Here is a 15168-nt window from a genome sequence, read left to right as displayed (position 1 = left end):
AACGGGGCGGCGGCCGCGCGGGCCGCCGCGCTTACGCGCCCGGCGTCTCCGGCGTGTCGCGCCGCGTGAGCAGCATCGCGTCGCCGTAGCTGAAGAAGCGGTAGCGTTGCTCGATCGCGTGCCGGTACGCGGCGCGGATCGTCTCGACGCCCGCGAACGCGGACACCAGCATCAGCAGCGTCGACTTCGGCAGGTGGAAATTCGTGACGAGCCGGTCGACCACGCGGAACCGGTAGCCGGGCGTGATGAAGATGTCGGTCTCGGCCTGCGTCGCCGCGAGCGGGCGGCCCGCTTCGTCGGCCGAGCGCGCGGCGGCTTCGAGCGCGCGCATCGACGTCGTGCCGACCGCGATCACGTTGCCGCCGCGCGCGCGGGTCGCGGCGATCTTGTCGACCAGCGACTGCGGCAGGTCGTACCACTCGCTGTGCATCTTGTGCTCGGCGATGTTGTCGACGCGCACCGGCTGGAACGTGCCGGCGCCGACGTGCAGCGTCAGCGTCGCGCGTTCGACTCCCATCGCGTCGAGCCGGTCGAGCATCGGCTGGTCGAAGTGCAGCCCGGCCGTCGGCGCGGCGACCGCCCCCGGATTGCTCGCATAGACGGTCTGGTAGCGCGTCTCGTCGGTCGAATCGGGATCGTGCTCGATATACGGCGGCAGCGGCAGGCGGCCGAATTGCTCGATCAGGTCGAGGCACGGCTCGGGGAAGATCAGCGTGAAGAACGGCTCGACGCGCTCGCCGACGGTCACGTCGAACGCATCGGCGAGACGCAGCGTCGTGCCGGCGCCCGGCGACTTGCTCGCGCGGATCTGCGCGAGCGCCGTGTGCGTGCCGGTCACGCGCTCGATCAGCACCTCGATCTTGCCGCCGCTGGCCTTTTGGCCGAAGAACCGCGCCTTCAGTACCTTGGTATCGTTGAAGACGAGCAGGTCGCCGGGCGCGATGCACGACGGCAGCTCGGCGAAATGGCGGTCGACGAGGCGCGCGGGCGTGACGGTGCCGTCGACCTCGAGCAGGCGGCTCGCGGTGCGATCGGGCAGCGCGGTTTGAGCAATCAGCTCGGGCGGCAGATTGAAATCGAAATCGGAAAGCGTGAACATGCGGGCTGGTTCGAAGCGGCCGGCGGGCGTCGCCGGCAGGGCGGAAACGCGTAAATGGGGCGCGCGAGCCGCTATGATGGCGGGATGCGCGGCCTGGCCGGCGTCGTTCGTTCGGACGACGTGAAAGCCGCTATTGTACTTGCCTTGCGAAGCACCCAGACGATCCGATGCCTGTGTCACCACGCCGTTCCCCCGCTGCTGTTGCCGATTCCGCCGACCCGTTCGACGCGGAGGCGGCAGCGTTACCCGCTCAAGACGCAGCGGAGCGTGCGGTATCGCGCCGCGCCGGCCCGAAGCGTGGCGCCGACGGGCGGCTCGCGCAGCCGGCCGCCGCCGCGCCCGATGCCGAAGGCGCCGCCAGCGACGAAGCCGGCGCGGCCGGCACGAAGCGCAAGAAAAAGGCGGCCGCCGATAAACCCGTCAAGACCGTCGACAAGCTCGCGAAGCTCGGCCTCACGCGTTCGATCGATCTCGTGCTGCATCTGCCGATGCGCTACGAGGACGAAACCACGCTCACGCCGATCGGCGAGCTGTTGCCGGGCGGCATCGCGCAGACCGAAGGCGTCGTGTTCGACAACGAGGTCGCGTACCGGCCGCGCCGCCAGCTCGTCGTGAAGATCCAGGACGACGACGGCGAGCACCTCGTGCTGCGCTTCCTGAATTTCTACGGGTCGCAGGTCAAGCAGATGGCCGTCGGCCAGCGGCTGCGCGTGCGTGGCGACGTGCGCGGCGGCTTCTTCGGGATGGAGATGGTGCATCCGGCCGTGCGCGTCGTCGAAGCCGACGCGCCGCTGCCGCAGGTGCTCACGCCCGTCTACCCGAGCACGGCCGGCGTGTCGCAGGCCTACCTGCGCAAGGCGATCGAGAATGCCGTCGAGCGCACGCCGCTGCCCGAGCTGCTGCCGCCCGAGATCCAGCGCGACTACCTGAAGCCGCTCGACGTGCCGACGCTCGAGCAGGCCGTGCGCATCCTGCACCACCCGCGCGTCGACTCCGACGAAGCCGCGCTGATGGACGGCTCGCATCCGGCGTGGACGCGCATCAAGTTCGAGGAACTGCTCGCGCAGCAGTTGTCGCTCAAGCGCGCACACGAGGAGCGCCGCACGCGCGCGGCGCCGGCGATGCCGCGCCTCGCCGCGAGCGATGCCGACGCGTTGACGACGCGGCTATACGCGGCGCTGCCGTTCACACTGACGGGCGCACAGGCGCGCGTCGTCGACGAGATCGCGCACGACCTCACGCTCGCGCACCCGATGCAACGCCTGCTGCAGGGCGACGTCGGCAGCGGCAAGACCGTCGTCGCGGCGCTGGCCGCCACGCAGGCGATCGACGCCGGCTACCAGGCCGCGCTGATGGCGCCGACCGAAATCCTCGCGGAGCAGCACGCGCGCAAGCTGCGCGCGTGGCTCGAGCCGCTCGGCGTCACGGTCGCGTGGCTCGCGGGCAGCCTGAAGGCGAAGGAGAAGCGCGCGGCGATCGAGGCGGCCGCGCTCGGCACCGCGCAGCTCGTGATCGGCACGCACGCGATCATCCAGGACACGGTCGAATTCGCGCGGCTCGGCCTCGTGATCGTCGACGAACAGCACCGTTTCGGCGTCGAGCAGCGTCTTGCGCTGCGCGCGAAGGCCGCGAACGCGGCCAACGGCGCGCGCGACTTCCAGCCGCACCAGCTGATGATGTCGGCCACGCCGATCCCGCGCACGCTCGCGATGACGTACTACGCGGATCTCGAGGTCTCGACGATCGACGAGTTGCCGCCGGGCCGCACGCCCGTGCTGACGCGCCTCGTCGGCGACGCGCGGCGCGAGGAGGTGATCGCCCGCGTGCGCGAGGCCGCGCTGACCGGGCGCCAGGTGTACTGGGTGTGCCCGCTGATCGAGGAGAGCGAGACGCTGCAACTGCAGACGGCCGTCGAGACCTACGAGACGCTGGCCACCGCGCTGCCCGAGCTGAAGGTCGGGCTCGTGCACGGCCGGCTGTCGCCGGCCGACAAGGCCGCCGTGATGGAGGCGTTCACGCGCAACGAGGTGCAGCTGCTCGTCGCGACGACCGTGATCGAAGTCGGCGTCGACGTGCCGAACGCGTCGCTGATGGTGATCGAGCACGCGGAGCGTTTCGGCCTCGCGCAGCTGCACCAGCTGCGCGGCCGGGTCGGGCGCGGCACCGCGGCGTCGGTGTGCGTGCTGCTGTACACGGGGCCGCTGTCGCTGACCGGCCGCGAGCGGCTGAAGACGATGCGCGAGACGACCGACGGCTTCGAAATCGCGCGACGCGACCTCGAAATCCGCGGCCCCGGCGAATTCCTCGGCGCGCGTCAGTCGGGCGCGGCGATGCTGCGCTTTGCGAACCTCGAAACTGACGGCTGGCTGATCGACCCGGCCCGCGACGCCGCGACGCGGCTGATCGACGCGTACCCCGACATCGTCACGCAGCATCTCGCACGCTGGCTTGGCGCGCGGGAGCAGTACCTGAAGGCCTGATTTACCTGCCTGGGGCCGGATCAAAAAGTCGTCGATCGACGCATCGCGATGCTGAGAAACTTGGCGAACCGGTGCCGGAGGGTGTATAAATTAAACCTATCGCCTGTATATCTCTGATTGACCCACAATGACGCTGACTGAATTGAAATACATCGTCGCGGTCGCGCGCGAACGGCATTTCGGCCGTGCGGCCGAAGCCTGCTTCGTGAGCCAGCCGACGCTGTCGGTGGCGATCAAGAAGCTCGAGGACGAGCTCAACGTGCAGATTTTCGAGCGCGGCGCGAGCGAAGTGAGCGTGACGCCGATCGGTGATCAGATCGTCACGCAGGCGCAGCGCGTGCTCGAGCAGACCTTCGCGATCAAGGAGATCGCGAAGCAGGGCAAGGACCCGCTGGTCGGCCCGTTCCGCCTCGGCGTAATCTACACGATCGGGCCGTACCTGCTGCCGACGCTCGTCAAGCAAATGATCCAGCGTGTCCCGCAGATGCCGTTGATGTTGCAGGAGAACTACACGCTGAAGCTGCTCGAACTGCTGAAGCAGGGCGAGATCGACGCCGCGATCATGGCGTTGCCGTTCCCGGAAACCGGCCTGATGGTGCGTCCGCTGTACGACGAGCCGTTCGTCGTCGCGCTGCCGGCCGGCCATCCGTGGGAGAAGCGCGAGGAAATCGACGCCGAGGACCTGAAACAGGAAACCATGCTGCTGCTCGGCAACGGCCATTGCTTCCGCGATCACGTGCTCGGCGTGTGCCCGGAGCTGATGCGCTTCTCGCAGACGGCCGACGGCATCCAGAAGACCTTCGAGGGCTCGTCGCTCGAAACCATTCGCCACATGGTCGCGAGCGGCGTCGGCATCACGGTGCTGCCGCGGATGTCGGTGGCCGAGGTCGGCCCGCGTGCGAACGGTCCCGATGCCGAGCTGCTGTCGTACGTGCCGTTCAACGAACCGGTGCCCGACCGCCGCGTGGTGCTCGTGTGGCGCAAGAGCTTCACGCGGATGCCGGCGATCGACGCGATCAGCGACGCGATTTCCGCGTGCGACCTGCCGGGCGTCGCGAAGCTCGACATGCCGGCCACGATGAACTGAGCGCGTGCTGCACGCACGTGTGGCAGCATGATGAACGGGGTCTTGCGACCCCGTTTATTTTTCTCTATCGCATAGATGAAATTTATTAAATTCAAGTAATCGATAGATGTAGATACAATCTTCTACATGGATCGGCGTCATGTCGGCGTCCGATTTGCACGTGGAATGCAAGCGTCAAAGGAGGATGTCATGATGCGGTCGGTATTGCAGCGCGCGCAGCGGAACATCCCGTCGCGCGACGCGGTCGTACATCGCGCCAGGGCGGCGGTTCGCAGCCTGCGTCCGATTGCGTTCGCGTATCTGGCGGACCGTGTGTATGGTGGGTGAGCGCCGCCGCACGCCGGTTTCCTGTTCCCCCGATTCATCTGCCGTCAAGCCATGAGGGAGCATCGCATGTCCGAAGACTGGAACACCACGCACCTCGCCGGCATGACACCTGCCGGCAGCCGCTTCCCCGAGCGTCCCGCCTGCGGCGCGTCGCGGCGGGAACGCGAGCCGATCGCCACGCACGACATCCCGTAGTACGACAGGAGGACCAACCTGTTGCGTTTCTTATCCCCGCAATGACACTTCACCAACCGCGCCCGGCATGCCGTCGGAGCGAACCGGTGGAGTCATACGAGCAAGCCAAGGAGAAATCGCATGTCGAACGAAACGAAGTGCCCGTTCAACCACACCGCTGGTGGCGGCACGACGAACAAGGACTGGTGGCCGAATCAGCTGAACCTGAACATCCTGCATCGGCATTCGGCGCTGTCCGATCCGATGGACAAGGATTTCGACTATGCCGAAGCATTCAACAAGCTGGACCTCGCGGCAGTGAAGAAGGACCTGCACGCGCTGATGACGACGTCGCAGGACTGGTGGCCGGCTGACTTCGGTCACTACGGCGGCCTGTTCATCCGGATGGCCTGGCACAGCGCCGGCACGTACCGCACGGCCGACGGCCGCGGCGGCGCGGGCGGCGGGCAGCAGCGCTTCGCGCCGCTCAACAGCTGGCCGGACAACGTGAGCCTCGACAAGGCACGCCGGCTCGTGTGGCCGATCAAGCAGAAATACGGCCGCAGCATCTCGTGGGCCGACCTGCTGATCCTGACCGGCAACGTCGCGCTCGAATCGATGGGCTTCAAGACCTTCGGCTTCGCCGGCGGCCGCGTCGACACGTGGGAACCGGACGACGTGTACTGGGGCTCGGAAAAGATCTGGCTGGAACTGAGCGGCGGCCCGAACAGCCGTTACTCGGGCAAGCGTGACCTCGAAAGCCCGCTTGCCGCGGTGCAGATGGGCCTCATCTACGTGAACCCGGAAGGCCCGGACGGCAACCCCGACCCGGTGGCCGCCGCGCACGACATTCGCGAGACGTTCGCGCGGATGGCGATGAACGACGAGGAAACGGTTGCGCTGATCGCGGGCGGCCACACGTTCGGCAAGACGCACGGCGCCGGTCCGGCGTCGAACGTCGGCGCCGAGCCGGAAGCCGCGGGCCTCGAAGAGCAGGGTCTCGGCTGGAAGAGCACGTTCGGCACGGGCAAGGGCAAGGACGCGATCACGAGCGGTCTCGAGGTCACGTGGACGTCGACGCCGACCAAGTGGAGCAACGACTTCTTCAAGCACCTGTTCAGCTACGAGTGGGAGCTGACGAAGAGCCCGGCCGGCGCGCACCAGTGGGTCGCGAAGGATGCCGGCGACGTGATCCCGGATGCGTTCGACGCGTCGAAGAAGCATCGCCCGACGATGCTGACGACCGACCTGTCGCTGCGTTTCGACCCGGCCTACGAAAAAATCTCGCGCCGCTTCTACGAGAACCCTGCCGAGTTTGCCGACGCGTTCGCGCGTGCATGGTTCAAGCTCACGCACCGCGACATGGGGCCGCGCGCCCGTTATCTCGGCCCGGAAGTGCCGGCCGAGCATCTGCTGTGGCAGGACCCGATCCCGGCCGTCGACCACAAGCTGATCGACGATGCCGACATCGCCGCGCTGAAGGCGAAGGTGCTGGCATCGGGTCTGTCGGTGTCGCAGCTCGTGTCGACCGCATGGGCGTCGGCTGCAACGTTCCGCGGCTCGGACAAGCGCGGTGGCGCGAACGGTGCCCGTATCCGCCTGGCCCCGCAGAAGGACTGGGAAGTGAACCGTCCGGCTGAACTCGCGAAGGTGCTCGCGACGCTCGAGGGCGTACAGAAGGCGTTCAACGACGCGCAGACGGGCGGCAAGAAGGTGTCGCTCGCCGACCTGATCGTGCTGGCCGGTGCGGCCGGCGTCGAGCAGGCAGCGAAGAACGCGGGCGTCGCGGTGACGGTGCCGTTTGCACCGGGCCGTGCGGATGCGACGCAGGAAGAGACCGACATCGAAGCGATGGCCGTGCTCGAACCGGTCGCGGATGGTTTCCGCAACTTCCTGAAGCACGCGTACAAGACGCCGGCCGAGGCGCTGCTGGTCGACAAGGCGCAACTGCTGACGTTGAGCGCGCCGGAAATGACGGTGCTGGTCGGTGGCCTGCGTGTGCTCGGTGCGAATGCGGGCGACGCGAAGCACGGCGTGTTCACCGATCGTCCGGAAGCGCTGACGAACGACTTCTTCGTGAACCTGCTCGACATGGGCACGGAATGGAAGCCGGTGTCGGCCGCGAACGACGTGTTCGAAGGGCGCGATCGCGCGACGGGCAAGGTCAAGTGGACGGGCACGCGCGTCGACCTGATCTTCGGCTCGCATGCGCAACTGCGTGCGCTGGCCGAGGTGTACGGCAGCGGCGACGCGAAGGAGAAGTTTGCACGCGACTTCGTCGCGGCCTGGAACAAGGTGATGAACCTCGACCGCTTCGACCTCGCATGAACGTCGCCGTGCAGTAGCGCAGTGAGGCAGTAACGGGAAACGGCCGGTCGTCCGACCGGCCGTTTCTACTGGACCACGGGTTTCGTTGAAGGAGTGACGATCATGACGCAAATGATATTGAACATGCGCGCCGCACTGGCGGCGCCAAAGGTGCGGGCGCCGGCCGAGATCGCGCGGTATGTAGTGGGATTCGCGATCGTGATCGGCGGTGTGGCCGAACTGGTGTCGCAAGCGCTGCGCGCGATCGCGGCCGCCTGAACGCGGCGCGGGGTCGGCAGGAAGGTAGCCCGATTCGCTTTCATTGCCTTGGCTCATTGAATAAGGAGTCCGTAACATGAACAGGAAGGCTCGCGCCACGCCGATCAACATCGGCATCGGCGACAAGGATCGCAAGAAGATCGCGGACGGCCTGTCGCGCCTGCTCGCCGATACGTTTTCTCTGTACCTGAAGACCCACAACTTCCACTGGAACGTCACGGGTCCGATGTTCAACACGCTGCACCTGATGTTCGAGGCGCAGTACAACGAACTGTGGCTCGCGGTCGATTCGGTCGCCGAGCGCATTCGTACGCTCGGCGTCGTCGCGCCCGGCACGTTCGCCGATTTCGCGAAACTGTCGTCGGTGCCGGAAGCGAAGGGGGTGCCGGCCGCCGAGGAGATGATCCGCCAGCTCGTCGAAGGACACGAGACGGTCGTGCGCACCGCGCGCGACATCTTCCCGATCGCCGATGCGGCGAGCGACGAACCGACTGCCGACCTGCTGACGCAGCGCCTGCAGACGCATGAAAAGACCGCGTGGATGCTGCGGTCGCTGCTCGCGTAGGCGCGGCACGGCCGGGGAGGCGCCCTTCGATCCGGTCTGCCGAGGTGTCGAATCTGTCCCTTGATTGATGCGCGTCGCTGCCCAGCCGCGTGCAGCGGGCCCGGGCGGTGTATGCGCGTCCGCCGCCAGCCGGCTGCGGGCCGTCCCGACATGACGCGAAGGGCCGCTCGGCTCTAAAATGCCGGGGTTATCTTCCCGGTGCTTCGCCATGCTTGCCCGCTTTCCCTTGTATTTACGGCTCGTCCGGATGGACAAGCCGATCGGCAGCCTGCTGCTGCTGTGGCCGACGCTCAACGCGCTGTGGATCGCGTCGGATGGCCACCCGCGCTGGCCGTTGCTCGTGATCTTCACGCTCGGCACGCTGCTGATGCGCTCGGCCGGCTGCGCGATGAACGATTACGCCGACCGCGATTTCGACCGCCATGTGAAGCGCACGGCCGACCGGCCGCTGACGTCGGGCAAGATCCAGGCATGGGAGGCCGTCACGATCGCGGTCGGGCTGTCGTTCATCGCGTTCCTGCTGATCCTGCCGCTGAACACGCTGACGAAGGAGCTGTCCGTCGTCGCGCTGTTCGTCGCGGGCTCGTATCCGTTCATGAAGCGCTTCTTCGCGATTCCGCAGGCCTATCTGGGCATTGCGTTCGGCTTCGGCATTCCGATGGCGTTCGCGGCCGTGCAGGACACGGTGCCGACGATCGCGTGGGTGATGCTGGTCGCGAACATCTTCTGGTCGGTTGCATACGACACCGAGTACGCGATGGTCGACCGCGACGACGACATCAAGATCGGCATCCGCACGTCCGCGCTGACGTTCGGCCGCTTCGACGTCGCGGCCGTGATGGCATGCTATGCGGCGACGCTCGGCATCTACGTGTGGGTCGGCGTGACGCTCGGCTTCGGTCTCGTGTACTGGGCCGGCTGGGCGGCCGCGGTCGGCTGCGCGCTGTATCACTACACGCTGATCAAGGATCGCGAACGGATGCCGTGCTTCGCGGCATTCCGGCACAACAACTGGCTCGGCGGCGTGCTGTTCGCGGGGATCGCCGCGCATTACTTGCTGGCGGGTCCGGCGGGCAACTGAAGCGGTCACGCGCCGGCGCGCGATGCCAACAAAAAAGCGGCCGAGGCCGCTTTTTTGTTGCCGGTGCCGGAAGGGAAGCCCGGGCGGTCGCGGCGCTTACGCCCGGCCGAGTTCGTCGCCCATTTCCTTCGCACGCGCTTCGGCCGCGAGCGCGCCGCGCACGATCGCTTCCTTCACGCCCTGCGCGTCGAACGCCGCGAGCGCGGCGGCCGTCGTGCCGCCTTTCGACGTCACGCGCTCGCGCAGCACGCTCGCCGGCTCGCCCGATTGCGCGGCCAGTTGCGCGGCGCCCGTGAACGTCGCGACCGCGAGCGCGCGGCCCTGTTCGTCGTTCATGCCGAGGCGGCGCGCGGCTTCCTGCAGCGCTTCGATGAAATAGAACACGTAAGCGGGGCCGCTGCCCGAAATGGCCGTGACGGCGTCAAGCTGCGATTCGTCGTCGAACCACACGATCTCGCCGACCGCGCCGAGCACGTTCGATGCGAGTTCGCGGCGCGCCGCGTCGACGCCCGGCAGCGCGGCGAGGCCCGTCACGCCCATGCCGACCAGCGCGGGCGTGTTCGGCATCGTGCGCACGACGCGTGCGTAGTCGCCGAGCCAGCGCGCGAGATCCGTGCCGCGGATGCCGGCCGCGATGCTGATCACGAGCTGCGACGTCAGGTGCGGTGCGAGCGCCTGCGCGACGTCCTTCAGCACCTGCGGCTTCACCGCGAGCACGACCGCGTCGTAACCGGCGAGCGTCGCGTCGATCGCCGCGCCGGTGCGGATGCCGAATTGCTGCGCGGCGCGCGCGCGAACGTCTTCGTTGACGTCGATGGCATACAGGCCGTCGGCGGCGACGCCGCGCTTGATCAGGCCGCCGATCAGGGCCGCGGCCATGTTGCCGCCGCCGATGAATGCGATTTTCATGATGTCCGAATGAGCAAGTGAGTGAACGGAAAGGCGGAAAAGGGCGCGGCGTTCAGTGCGAATAATCGCGCGCGCCGAAGATCGCGGTGCCGACGCGCACGATCGTCGCACCTTCGAGCACGGCCGCGTCGAGATCGGCGGACATGCCCATCGACAGCGTGTCGAGCGGCAGGCCGTCGGCGCGCAACGTGTCGAACAGCGCGCGCAGTGCGCGGTGCGGTGCGCGTTGCGCTTCGGTGTCGCCGGCCGGTTCGGGAATCGCCATCAGGCCGCGCAGCCGCAGCGACGGCAGCGCGGCGACCGCGCGTGCGACCTCGGCCACGTCGGCCGGCGCGACGCCGCTCTTCGACGCCTCGCCGCTGATGTTCACCTGCACGCACACGTTGAGCGGCGGCAGGTGCGCGGGGCGCTGTTCCGACAGGCGCTGCGCGATCTTCAGCCGGTCGACCGAATGAACCCAGTCGAAGCGCTCGGCGACCGGGCGCGTCTTGTTCGATTGCAGCGGCCCGATGAAATGCCATTCGAGGCTCGTGCGCAGGTCGGCGAGCGCGTCGATCTTGTCGATCGATTCCTGCACGTAGTTTTCGCCGAATGCGCGTTGCCCGGCCGCATGCGCGGCGCGCACGTCGGCGGCAGGAAACGTTTTCGAGACGGCGAGCAACGACACGGTGGCGGGATCGCGGCCGGCCGCGCGGGCGGCGTCGGCGATGCGGCGATGAACGGATTCGAGACGGGCGGCGAGATCGGACATGACGGGCACGAAAGCTGGCACGGAAGCGGGCATGAAGCCGATGCGCCGCGGCACGCTGCGCATCGATCCGCTCATTATACGGACGCCGCGCGCGAGATCCGGCTGCGGCGGCCCGTCGCGCTAGCCGTACAGCAAATGCTCGACGAGCTGGACCCAGTGGGCGACCGGAATCTGCGTGCCGCTCTGCAGGTGCGCGATGCAGCCGATGTTGCCCGACACGATCATCTGCGGTTCGAGTGCCTGCAGCTTCAGCAGCTTCTGCTTGCGCAACCGGTACGACAGCGACGGCTGCGTCAGCGAATAGGTGCCGGCCGAACCGCAGCACAGATGGCTGTCGGCCGGCAGCCGCACGTCGATGCCGAGCGTCTCGAGCAGCCGCTCGACCTTGCCGCGCGACTGCTGGCCGTGCTGCAGCGTGCACGGCGGGTGGTACGCGACCGTATGGATCGCGCGGCGCCGCGCGAGCGTCGCGAGTTCGGCCTCGAACGCGAGCAGCACGTCGGAGATGTCGCGCGTCAGCGACACGATGCGCTGCGCCTTCTCCGCGTAAGCCGGATCGTCGCGCAGCAGGTGCGCGTATTCGAGCACCGTCGCGCCGCAGCCCGATGCGTTCATCACGATCGCCTCGGCGCCCTGTTCGACGTGAGGCCACCATGCGTCGATGTTGCGGCGTGCGTCGTCGAGCGCTTCGTCGTGATAGTTCAGGTGCAGGCGGATCGCGCCGCAGCAGCCCGCGTCGGGCGCGACGACCGTCTCGATGCCGAGCGCGTCGAGCACGCGCGCGGTCGCGATGTTGATGTTCGGCAGCATCGACGGCTGCACGCAGCCGCCGAGCATCAGCATCTTGCGCGGATGCGTGCGGTGCGGCCATTCGAGCAGCCGCGTGCGCGGCGGCACCTTGTCGCGCAGCCGCTTCGGCAGCAGCGGCCGGACATGCTGGCCGAGCCGCATCACCGGCGAGAACAGCGCGGCGTTCGGCACGAGGCTCGCGAGCACGCGGCGCATGAGCCGCTGCTGCGCGGGGCGCTGCACCTGTGCTTCGACGTGCTTGCGGCCGATCTCGACGAGCCGGCCGTACTGGACGCCGGACGGGCAGGTCGTCTCGCAGCTGCGGCACGTGAGGCAGCGGTCGAGGTGCTGCTGCGTGCTGCGCGTCACGGGCGCGCCTTCGACCATCTGCTTGATCAGGTAGATGCGTCCGCGCGGGCCGTCGAGTTCGTCGCCGAGGAGCTGGTAGGTCGGGCAGGTCGCGGTGCAGAACCCGCAGTGCACGCACTTGCGCAGGATCGCGTCGGCCTCGTCGCCGTCGGGCGTGTTGCGGATGAAATCGGCGAGGTTCGTTTGCATCGCTCAAAGATCAGGGTAGAGCCGGCCGCGGTTGAAGATGCGCGCGGGATCGAACGCGGCCTTCAGCCCGCGGTGGATTTTCATCATCGGGGCGGGAAGCGGCGTGAACACGCCCGCGCTGCGGTCGTACGCGTCGCCCGCGCGAAACAGCGTCGCGTGGCCACCGGCCTGCTTCGCGCTCATGCGTACGGTCTGCGCATCGGCGTCGGTGATCCACCAGCGCTGCGCGCCGCCCCATTCCATCAGCTGGGTGCCGGGCAGGTGCATCGGTTCGGTGATCGACGGCAGCGCGAGGCGCCATAGTGCGTAACCGGGCGGGATGCCGTTGAAGAACGGGTCGGTATGCTCGCGCAGGCCGGCCCAGAAGCGCTCGGCTTCGACCGCGTCGACGACTTCGCCGCCGAGCAGCGTCTTTGCTGATTTCACGGCCGCCTCGGCGCCCGACAGGCGCAGCACGAGCGTGCCGTTGCGCCAGGCGCTCGCGCTGACGGGCAGCGGATGGCCGCCCCATTCGTTGAGCTTGCGTACCGCATCGGTCGCGGTCATCTCGAACTTCAGCGTGACCTCGGCGACGGGCATCGGCAGCACCTTGATCGACAGGTCGAGCATCAGCCCGAGCGTGCCGAGCGCGCCGGCCATCAGCCGCGACACGTCGTAGCCGGCGACGTTCTTCACGACCTGCCCGCCGAAGCGCAGCATTTCACCGCGGCCGTTCATCAGCGTGAGGCCGAGCACGAAATCGCGCGGTGCGCCGCAGGTGGCGCGGCGCGGGCCCGCGAGACCGGCCGCGACGCAGCCGCCGACCGTGGCCGCGCGGCCGAAGTGCGGCGGCTCGAACGGCAGCATCTGGCCGCACTCGGCGAGGACGGTTTCAAGCTGCGCGAGCGGCGTGCCCGCGCGCACCGTGACGACGAGTTCGGCCGGGTCGTACGACACGATGCCCTGAAACGCGCGCGTGTCGAGTATTTCGCCCTCGAGCGCCTGGCCGTACCAGTCCTTGGTGCCGCCGCCGCGAATCCGCAGCGGCCGGCCGTCGGCACTGGCTGCGCGAATGCGCTCGGCCCATCCGGCGACGATGTCGTCCTCTTCCATGTTCTGTTGCTGCCTCGACTTGTTGTTCGGTCGATTGTACCGGGGTGGCGCGATTCCACATCGCGACTATCCCTAAGCCCCGTATCGCGGATCGTATGCTCGCGTCACCGCGCGAACGGGCCGCGCGGGCACGGACCGCGACCCGCGCACCGCTCAGAAGCGCGGCAGGTCGGGGTGCGGCAGCAGCCCGCCGCGCACATGCTGGCGGCCGTACTCTGCGCAGCGCGCGCGGGTCGGGATACCCTTGTCCGGGTTCAGCAGGCCGGCCGGATCGAATGCGCGCTTGACCGCGAAGAACGCGTCGCGCTCCTGCGGCGAGAACTGTACGCACATCGAATTGAGCTTCTCGATGCCGACGCCGTGCTCGCCCGTCACGCTGCCGCCGAATTCCACGCAGCATTCGAGGATTTCCGCGCCGAACTGCTCGGCGCGGTGCAACTCGTCCGGATCGTTCGCGTTGTACAGGATCAGCGGGTGCATGTTGCCGTCACCCGCATGGAACACGTTGATGCAGCGCAGCCCGTAGCGCGTCTCGAGTTGTTCGATGCGCGCGAGCAGCGGGCCGATCGCGCGGCGCGGCACGGTGCCGTCCATGCAGTAATAGTCCGCGGAAATGCGGCCGGCGGCCGGAAATGCATTCTTGCGGCCCGACCAGTAGCGCAGCCGCTCCTGTTCGTTGCGCGATATCTGGATGCGCGTCGCGCCGTGTTCGCGCAGCACGGCCGTCATCCGCACGATCTCCTCGGCGACTTCTTCCGGCGTGCCGTCCGATTCGCACAGCAGGATCGCTTTCGCATCGAGGTCGTAGCCCGCGTGCGTGAACGCCTCGACGGCCTGCGTGGCCGGCTTGTCCATCATCTCGAGCCCGGCCGGGATGATGCCCGACGCGATGATCGCCGCGACGGCCTCGCCGCCCTTGACGACGTCGTCGAAGCTCGCCATCACGAGCTGGGCCGTTTGCGGCTTCGGGATCAGCTTCACCGTGACCTCGGTGACGATCGCGAACATCCCCTCGCTGCCGATCATCACCGCGAGCAGGTCGAGGCCCGGCATGTCGAGCGCGAGCGAGCCGAATTCGACGATCTCGCCGTCGATTGTCACCGCACGCACGCGCATCACGTTGTGCACGGTCAGCCCGTATTTCAGGCAATGGACGCCGCCGGAGTTTTCCGCGACGTTGCCACCGATCGTGCAGGCGATCTGCGACGAAGGATCGGGCGCGTAATAGAGGCCATACGGCGCGGCGGCTTCCGAGATCGCGAGGTTGCGCACGCCGGGCTGCACGGTCGCCGTGCGCGCGTACGGATCGACTTCGACGATGCGCGTGAAGCGCGCGAGCGACAGCACGACGCCGAGCGCGATCGGCAGCGCGCCGCCCGACAGGCTCGTGCCCGCGCCGCGCGGCACGATCGGCACTTCCATGCGGCGGCAGATCTGCACGATCCGCTGCACCTGCGATTCCGTTTCCGGCAGCGCGACCGCGAGCGGCAGGCGGCGGTACGCCGACAGGCCGTCGCATTCGTACGGCGCGGTGTCTTCGTCGCGGTACAGCAGGCAGTGCGTCGGCAGCACGGCCATCAGCGCCTGCACGACTTCGCGCTGACGCTGCGCGCGGGCGGCGCTCGACAGTTCGACGGGAGCGTTCATTGGGTCTCCTGCAGCAGGCGGCG

Annotated in this window: 13 protein-coding genes; 7 read left to right on the top strand and 6 right to left on the bottom strand. The window is 68.0% G+C overall.

Annotated elements, in window-relative coordinates; genetic code table 11:
* Positions 1-31 precede the first annotated feature (31 nt).
* Positions 32-1099: a tRNA preQ1(34) S-adenosylmethionine ribosyltransferase-isomerase QueA gene (queA, locus tag U5809_RS31580; protein ID WP_322089406.1), complete on the bottom strand. Its 1068-nt coding sequence runs from the start codon at positions 1097-1099 to the stop codon at positions 32-34.
* 167 nt (positions 1100-1266) lie between these two features.
* Here queA and recG point away from each other — a divergent pair, with 167 nt between their 5' ends.
* The 7 genes from recG to ubiA all read left to right on the top strand — a co-directional run bounded on the left by recG (position 1267) and on the right by ubiA (position 9399).
* Positions 1267-3579: an ATP-dependent DNA helicase RecG gene (recG, locus tag U5809_RS31575; protein WP_322089405.1), complete on the top strand. Its 2313-nt coding sequence runs from the start codon at positions 1267-1269 to the stop codon at positions 3577-3579.
* 127 nt (positions 3580-3706) lie between these two features.
* Positions 3707-4666: a hydrogen peroxide-inducible genes activator gene (locus U5809_RS31570; RefSeq protein ID WP_122944516.1), complete on the top strand. Its 960-nt coding sequence runs from the start codon at positions 3707-3709 to the stop codon at positions 4664-4666.
* A 393-nt stretch (positions 4667-5059) separates the two neighbouring features.
* Positions 5060-5188 (top strand): hypothetical protein, encoded by a 129-nt coding sequence (locus tag U5809_RS31565; protein WP_322089404.1) that lies wholly within the window; start codon positions 5060-5062, stop codon positions 5186-5188.
* A gap of 120 nt (positions 5189-5308) precedes the next feature.
* Positions 5309-7495: a catalase/peroxidase HPI gene (katG, locus tag U5809_RS31560; protein WP_322089403.1), complete on the top strand. Its 2187-nt coding sequence runs from the start codon at positions 5309-5311 to the stop codon at positions 7493-7495.
* Positions 7496-7597: 102 nt separating this feature from the next.
* Entirely contained in the window at positions 7598-7753 is a 156-nt protein-coding gene (locus U5809_RS31555) for a hypothetical protein (RefSeq protein WP_176050526.1), read from the top strand.
* Positions 7754-7829: 76 nt separating this feature from the next.
* On the top strand, positions 7830-8318 hold the full coding sequence (locus U5809_RS31550) for a Dps family protein (protein WP_322089402.1): 489 nt from the start codon (positions 7830-7832) through the stop codon (positions 8316-8318).
* A gap of 208 nt (positions 8319-8526) precedes the next feature.
* The gene (gene ubiA, locus U5809_RS31545) at positions 8527-9399 is read left to right on the top strand and encodes a 4-hydroxybenzoate octaprenyltransferase (RefSeq protein WP_322089401.1); all 873 of its coding nucleotides are present in this window, start codon (positions 8527-8529) and stop codon (positions 9397-9399) included.
* 96 nt (positions 9400-9495) lie between these two features.
* Here the strand turns inward: ubiA and proC are convergent, their stop codons facing one another.
* From proC to U5809_RS31520, 5 genes are all read right to left on the bottom strand, one after another.
* Positions 9496-10308 (bottom strand): pyrroline-5-carboxylate reductase, encoded by an 813-nt coding sequence (proC, locus tag U5809_RS31540; protein ID WP_322089400.1) that lies wholly within the window; start codon positions 10306-10308, stop codon positions 9496-9498.
* Between the two features lie 52 nt (positions 10309-10360).
* The gene (locus U5809_RS31535) at positions 10361-11059 is read right to left on the bottom strand and encodes a YggS family pyridoxal phosphate-dependent enzyme (protein WP_322089399.1); all 699 of its coding nucleotides are present in this window, start codon (positions 11057-11059) and stop codon (positions 10361-10363) included.
* Positions 11060-11179: 120 nt separating this feature from the next.
* On the bottom strand, positions 11180-12406 hold the full coding sequence (glcF, locus tag U5809_RS31530; protein WP_176050531.1) for a glycolate oxidase subunit GlcF: 1227 nt from the start codon (positions 12404-12406) through the stop codon (positions 11180-11182).
* A 3-nt stretch (positions 12407-12409) separates the two neighbouring features.
* The gene (gene glcE / locus U5809_RS31525; RefSeq protein WP_322089398.1) at positions 12410-13498 is read right to left on the bottom strand and encodes a glycolate oxidase subunit GlcE; all 1089 of its coding nucleotides are present in this window, start codon (positions 13496-13498) and stop codon (positions 12410-12412) included.
* 153 nt (positions 13499-13651) lie between these two features.
* Positions 13652-15145, bottom strand: a complete 1494-nt coding sequence (locus U5809_RS31520) for an FAD-linked oxidase C-terminal domain-containing protein (RefSeq protein ID WP_282506733.1) — start codon at positions 15143-15145, stop codon at positions 13652-13654.
* Positions 15146-15168 lie beyond the last annotated feature (23 nt).

It is taken from the genome of Burkholderia sp. BCC1999 (genome assembly GCF_905339975.1).
GTDB lineage: Bacteria > Pseudomonadota > Gammaproteobacteria > Burkholderiales > Burkholderiaceae > Burkholderia.
This window is presented reverse-complemented; position numbering and strand designations above follow the sequence as displayed.

What these genes read in the sequence shown, in the direction of transcription:
- queA (WP_322089406.1), bottom strand. Translation starts at nt 1,099, where the DNA reads ATGTTCACGCTTTCCGATTTCGATTTCAATCTGCCGCCCGAGCTGATT.
- recG (WP_322089405.1), top strand. Translation starts at nt 1,267, where the DNA reads ATGCCTGTGTCACCACGCCGTTCCCCCGCTGCTGTTGCCGATTCCGCC.
- U5809_RS31570 (WP_122944516.1), top strand. Translation starts at nt 3,707, where the DNA reads ATGACGCTGACTGAATTGAAATACATCGTCGCGGTCGCGCGCGAACGG.
- U5809_RS31565 (WP_322089404.1), top strand. Translation starts at nt 5,060, where the DNA reads ATGTCCGAAGACTGGAACACCACGCACCTCGCCGGCATGACACCTGCC.
- katG (WP_322089403.1), top strand. Translation starts at nt 5,309, where the DNA reads ATGTCGAACGAAACGAAGTGCCCGTTCAACCACACCGCTGGTGGCGGC.
- U5809_RS31555 (WP_176050526.1), top strand. Translation starts at nt 7,598, where the DNA reads ATGACGCAAATGATATTGAACATGCGCGCCGCACTGGCGGCGCCAAAG.
- U5809_RS31550 (WP_322089402.1), top strand. Translation starts at nt 7,830, where the DNA reads ATGAACAGGAAGGCTCGCGCCACGCCGATCAACATCGGCATCGGCGAC.
- ubiA (WP_322089401.1), top strand. Translation starts at nt 8,527, where the DNA reads ATGCTTGCCCGCTTTCCCTTGTATTTACGGCTCGTCCGGATGGACAAG.
- proC (WP_322089400.1), bottom strand. Translation starts at nt 10,308, where the DNA reads ATGAAAATCGCATTCATCGGCGGCGGCAACATGGCCGCGGCCCTGATC.
- U5809_RS31535 (WP_322089399.1), bottom strand. Translation starts at nt 11,059, where the DNA reads ATGTCCGATCTCGCCGCCCGTCTCGAATCCGTTCATCGCCGCATCGCC.
- glcF (WP_176050531.1), bottom strand. Translation starts at nt 12,406, where the DNA reads ATGCAAACGAACCTCGCCGATTTCATCCGCAACACGCCCGACGGCGAC.
- glcE (WP_322089398.1), bottom strand. Translation starts at nt 13,498, where the DNA reads ATGGAAGAGGACGACATCGTCGCCGGATGGGCCGAGCGCATTCGCGCA.
- U5809_RS31520 (WP_282506733.1), bottom strand. Translation starts at nt 15,145, where the DNA reads ATGAACGCTCCCGTCGAACTGTCGAGCGCCGCCCGCGCGCAGCGTCAG.